Here is a 4233-nt window from a genome sequence, read left to right on the forward strand (position 1 = left end):
GAGCCGAAAGGCGACGCCGCCTTTTCGCCGGAGGAAATCCTCGGCCTGAAGCTGTTCATCGGCAAGGCCAATTGCGTGACCTGCCACAATGGCCCGCGCTTTACCGACGGCAGCTTCCACAACACCGGCGTGCCGCCGGTCGCCGGCCTGCCGCCAGATCGCGGCCGCGTCGACGCGGTGCGCCAAGTCGAGGCCGATCCGTTCAACTGTTTCGGCGCCTTTCGCGACGGTGATGCCGCCGCCTGCCGCGAGTTGCGCTTCATGGTCAAGACCGGGCCGGAACTCGTCCGCGCCTACAAGACGCCGTCGCTGCGCGGTGCCGCCACCCGGCCGCCCTACATGCATGCCGGGCAGTTTTCCTTGCTCGACGAGGTGGTGGCGCATTATTCCAAGGCGCCGGCAAGCGTCGAGGGCACATCCGAGATACACCCGCTGCAGCTTTCGGATCGCGAGCGCGCGGCGCTGGTGGCGTTTCTGAAGACGCTGGCGGAGTGAGGCCGGGTTAGTCTGCGACAAGAGCGGACCATCGTCTTGGGCCGCCAAGCAACGTTGACACGATGCAGGGTCGCTGCTCATGATAACAAAGGCGCAAAGTGCGATACCTCAGGCTGTGGGAGGATAAAAATGCAGCCACTTGTCATCGACGCAAAACCTCAACCTGTTTCAATTGACCCCGCCAAGACTGCAGTTCTCGTCGTGGACATGCAGAATGACTTCGGCTCGAAAGGCGGGATGTTCGACAGAGCCGGCATCGATATCTCCGGGATTCAAAAGGCTGTCGGCCCTACTGCAACCGTAACAGCGGCCGCTCGCAAGTTGAGACTGCCCGTCATCTACCTGAAGATGGGGTATCATTCCGACCTTTCGGATCTCGGGACATCGGATGCCCCCAATCGTCTCCGACATCTCCAGATCTTTGGGGTCGGTGAGAAAATGACAGCGCCGGATGGCCGCGAGAGCCGGATTCTGATCCGCGACACCTGGGGAACAGACATCGTCAACGACCTAATGCCGGAGGCGGGGGATGTTGTCCTCTACAAAACCCGGTTCAGCGGCTTCTACGAGACCGAACTCGATGCTGTTCTGAAGGCCGCAGGTATCAAACAGCTCATCGTGACTGGGTGCACGACGAGCGTGTGTGTGGAGTCGACAATTCGGGATGCCTTCTTCAGGGACTATCGCTGCATCCTGCTGACGGATTGTACGAGCGAACCGATCGCATTGGACGCCCCACGGAGCAACCATGACGCCTCGATTACGCTCGTGCAGATACTCTTTGGATGGACATCGACGTCCGACCATTTCCTGAAGGCGATCGAGGACCAATTTCAGGAGCGTCTTGAACGAGCCGGATGAGCTGACGAGCTCGGTGAGCGCCTATCGATCCTTCACCGTCTCCATCGCGACAAACGTCGAGGTCTGGGCTACGTGCGGCAGGGCAGAGATACGCTCGCCGAGGACGCGGCGGTAGGCGGCGATGTCGGTGGTGCGGACCTTCAGCAGATAGTCGAAGCTCGACGCCATCATGTGGCACTGCTCGATCTCCGGCACCGCCTGCACGGCGCGGTTGAAGGCGTCGAGCGCGGCCGAGCGGGTGTCGGACAGTTTCACCTGGACGAAGGCGACATGGCCTTCGCCCATGCGCTCACGGTCGATGATCGCCTGGTAGCCCCTGATGAAGCCGTCCTTCTCCAGCCGTTTGACTCGTGCCTGCACCGGTGTCTTCGACAGGCCGACTTTCGCCGCCAGTTCCGACATGGAAAGCCGGCCATTGCTGCCCAGAGCCGACAGGATGTTCCTGTCGATCCGGTCCAATTGGTCTTCTGCCATCGGATTCCTGGTCGAATTGGAGGTGATCAGTCCTAATGATAGATCGATCGATCTGTTCTGTCGACTTCTTTGGACCGACTGGAATCCCTACTTATGTTAGCTTGCGCCGTTCGGTCCGGTGACCGCCGGCCCGCTCCCTTATGCTCGCTCCACAGGACCGCCATGCCAGCGCTCGACACCATCCGCCAGCAGATCCGTGCCAATTATTTGCCCGACGAAGATCAGGCGGTGAAGCGGCTGGCCGAGGCGGCCGGGCTGTCCGTGCAAGACCGCAAGGCGATTTCGGCCCGTGCCGCCGATCTGGTGCGCGCGGTGCGCGGCTCGTCTGATCCGCGGCTGATGGAGGTCTTCCTGTCCGCCTATGGCCTCTCGACCAAGGAGGGCGTGGCGCTGATGTGCCTGGCCGAGGCGCTGCTGCGCGTGCCCGACACCGAGACGATGGACGACCTCATCGCCGACAAGATCGCGCCGCACGACTGGTCGGCGCATTCGGGCGGCTCGAGCTCGATCTTCATCAATGCGTCGACCTGGGCGCTGATGCTGACCGGTCGCGTGCTCGACGAGGGCGAGGGCGGCATCGAAGGCACGCTGCGCGCCATGGTGCGCCGGCTGGGCGAGCCGGTCATCCGCAAGGCGGTGGCGGCGGCGATGCGCGAGATGGGCGAGCAGTTCGTGCTCGGCCGCACCATTGCCGAGGCGGTCAGGCGCGGCCGGCCGATGACGCAGAAGGGCTATCTCTATTCCTTCGACATGCTGGGCGAGGCGGCCCGCACCGAGGCCGACGCGCTGCGCTACCTCAAAGCCTATGCCGACGCCATCTCCTCCCTCGATGCCGGCGCCAACGGCCCCGACATCCGCCAGAATCACGGCATCTCGGTAAAACTGTCGGCGCTGCATCCGCGCTATGAAGTGACGCAGAAGGAAAAGATGCTGCCCGTCATGGCCGAGCGGCTGTTGTCGCTGGCGCTGGCGGCGCGCCATTCGGGCATGGGCCTCAACATCGACGCCGAGGAAGCCGACCGCCTCGAGCTGTCGCTCGACGTCATCGAGCGGGTGCTGGCGGAGCCGGAGCTTGCCGGCTGGAACGGTTTTGGCGTCGTCGTGCAGGCCTATGGCCCGCGCGCCGCCTTCGTCATCGACTGGCTCTACGCGCTGGCGAGGAAATACGACCGCAGCATCATGGTGCGGCTGGTCAAGGGCGCCTATTGGGACACCGAAATCAAGCGGGCGCAGACGCTCGGGCTCGACGGCTATCCGGTTTTTACCCGCAAGGCCAACACCGACGTCTCCTACCTGGCCTGCGCGAAGAAGCTGTTGGCAATGACCGATCGCATCTATCCGCAATTCGCCACCCACAACGCCCACACCGTCGCCGCCATCCTGTCGATGACGACGGACCGCGACACATTCGAGTTCCAGCGGCTGCACGGCATGGGCGAAGCACTGCACGAGACGGTGCGCAAGGCCGAAGGCACGCGCTGCCGCATCTATGCGCCAGTCGGCGCCCATTCCGACCTGCTCGCCTATCTGGTCCGCCGGCTGCTGGAGAACGGCGCCAACTCCTCGTTTGTCCACCAGCTCACCGACGAGGAGGTCGAGCCCGAGGACATCGCCCGCGACCCGCTCGAAACGGTGGAGAAACAAGGCCCCGCCGCCAATCCGGCGATCGTGCCGCCGTCGGCGATTTTTGGCCCCGGCCGGCGCAATTCCAAGGGTTTCGACATCACCGACACGCTGACGCTGGCGGCGATCGACAAGGCCAGGGCCGAGTTCTCCGGGCCGGAGCGCTGGCACGCCAAGCCGGTCAGCCGCGCTGCCGGCTATGGCAAGCAGCGTCCGGTCGTCAATCCGGCAAAACCTTCAGAAGTGGTCGGCACGGTCAGCGAGGCCGGCGCCAAGCAGGTCGAGACCGCCGTGCGCATCGCCGTCGAGGCACAACCGGCATGGGCAAGACGCCCGGTCGCCGAGCGCGCCGCCATCCTCAACCGCGCCGCCGACCTCTATGAGGCGAACGCCGTCGAGTTCTTCGCGCTGGCCGCCCGCGAGGCCGGCAAGTCATTGGCCGACGGCGTCGCCGAGGTGCGTGAGGCGGTCGATTTCCTGCGCTACTATGCTGCCGAGGCGGCCAATGCCGAAGCTGGAACGGAGGCGCGCGGCGTCATCGCTTGCATCTCGCCGTGGAATTTTCCGCTCGCCATCTTCACCGGCCAGATCGCAGCAGCGCTCGTCACCGGTAATTCCGTCATCGCCAAACCGGCCGAGCAGACGCCGCTGATCGCTTTCCGCGCTGTCCAGCTGCTGCGCGAGGCCGGCGTGCCGGAAGACGTCATCCAGCTTCTGCCGGGCGACGGCCCCTCGGTCGGCGGCCCGCTGACGGCCGACCCGCGCATTGCCGGCGTCTGC

The 4233-nt window shown here is 64.5% G+C and carries 3 protein-coding genes and 1 pseudogene; 3 read left to right on the plus strand and 1 reads right to left on the minus strand.

Going from position 1 to position 4233, the window contains the following annotated elements; translation table 11 throughout:
- A pseudogene (locus E5W70_RS16330) lies at positions 1-495 on the plus strand (c-type cytochrome); the annotation flags it as partial.
- A gap of 129 nt (positions 496-624) precedes the next feature.
- Positions 625-1356, plus strand: a complete 732-nt coding sequence (locus tag E5W70_RS16335; RefSeq protein WP_292659737.1) for a cysteine hydrolase — start codon at positions 625-627, stop codon at positions 1354-1356.
- 21 nt (positions 1357-1377) lie between these two features.
- Here E5W70_RS16335 and E5W70_RS16340 read toward each other — a convergent pair whose 3' ends face one another.
- Complete coding sequence (locus E5W70_RS16340) at positions 1378-1830, minus strand: Lrp/AsnC ligand binding domain-containing protein (protein WP_292659739.1); 453 nt, start codon at positions 1828-1830, stop codon at positions 1378-1380.
- A 162-nt stretch (positions 1831-1992) separates the two neighbouring features.
- On the opposite strand from E5W70_RS16340, the gene putA reads away from it, so the two are divergent.
- Positions 1993-4233: bifunctional proline dehydrogenase/L-glutamate gamma-semialdehyde dehydrogenase PutA (putA, locus tag E5W70_RS16345; RefSeq protein WP_292659741.1), on the plus strand; the 2241-nt coding region annotated here is incomplete at its 3' end.

The sequence above is a fragment of the Mesorhizobium sp. genome (assembly GCF_005063415.1).
Taxonomy (GTDB): domain Bacteria; phylum Pseudomonadota; class Alphaproteobacteria; order Rhizobiales; family Rhizobiaceae; genus Mesorhizobium.

Coding starts and splice junctions, on each gene's coding strand:
- E5W70_RS16335 (WP_292659737.1), top strand. CDS start 625: ATGCAGCCACTTGTCATCGACGCAAAACCTCAACCTGTTTCAATTGAC.
- E5W70_RS16340 (WP_292659739.1), bottom strand. CDS start 1,830: ATGGCAGAAGACCAATTGGACCGGATCGACAGGAACATCCTGTCGGCT.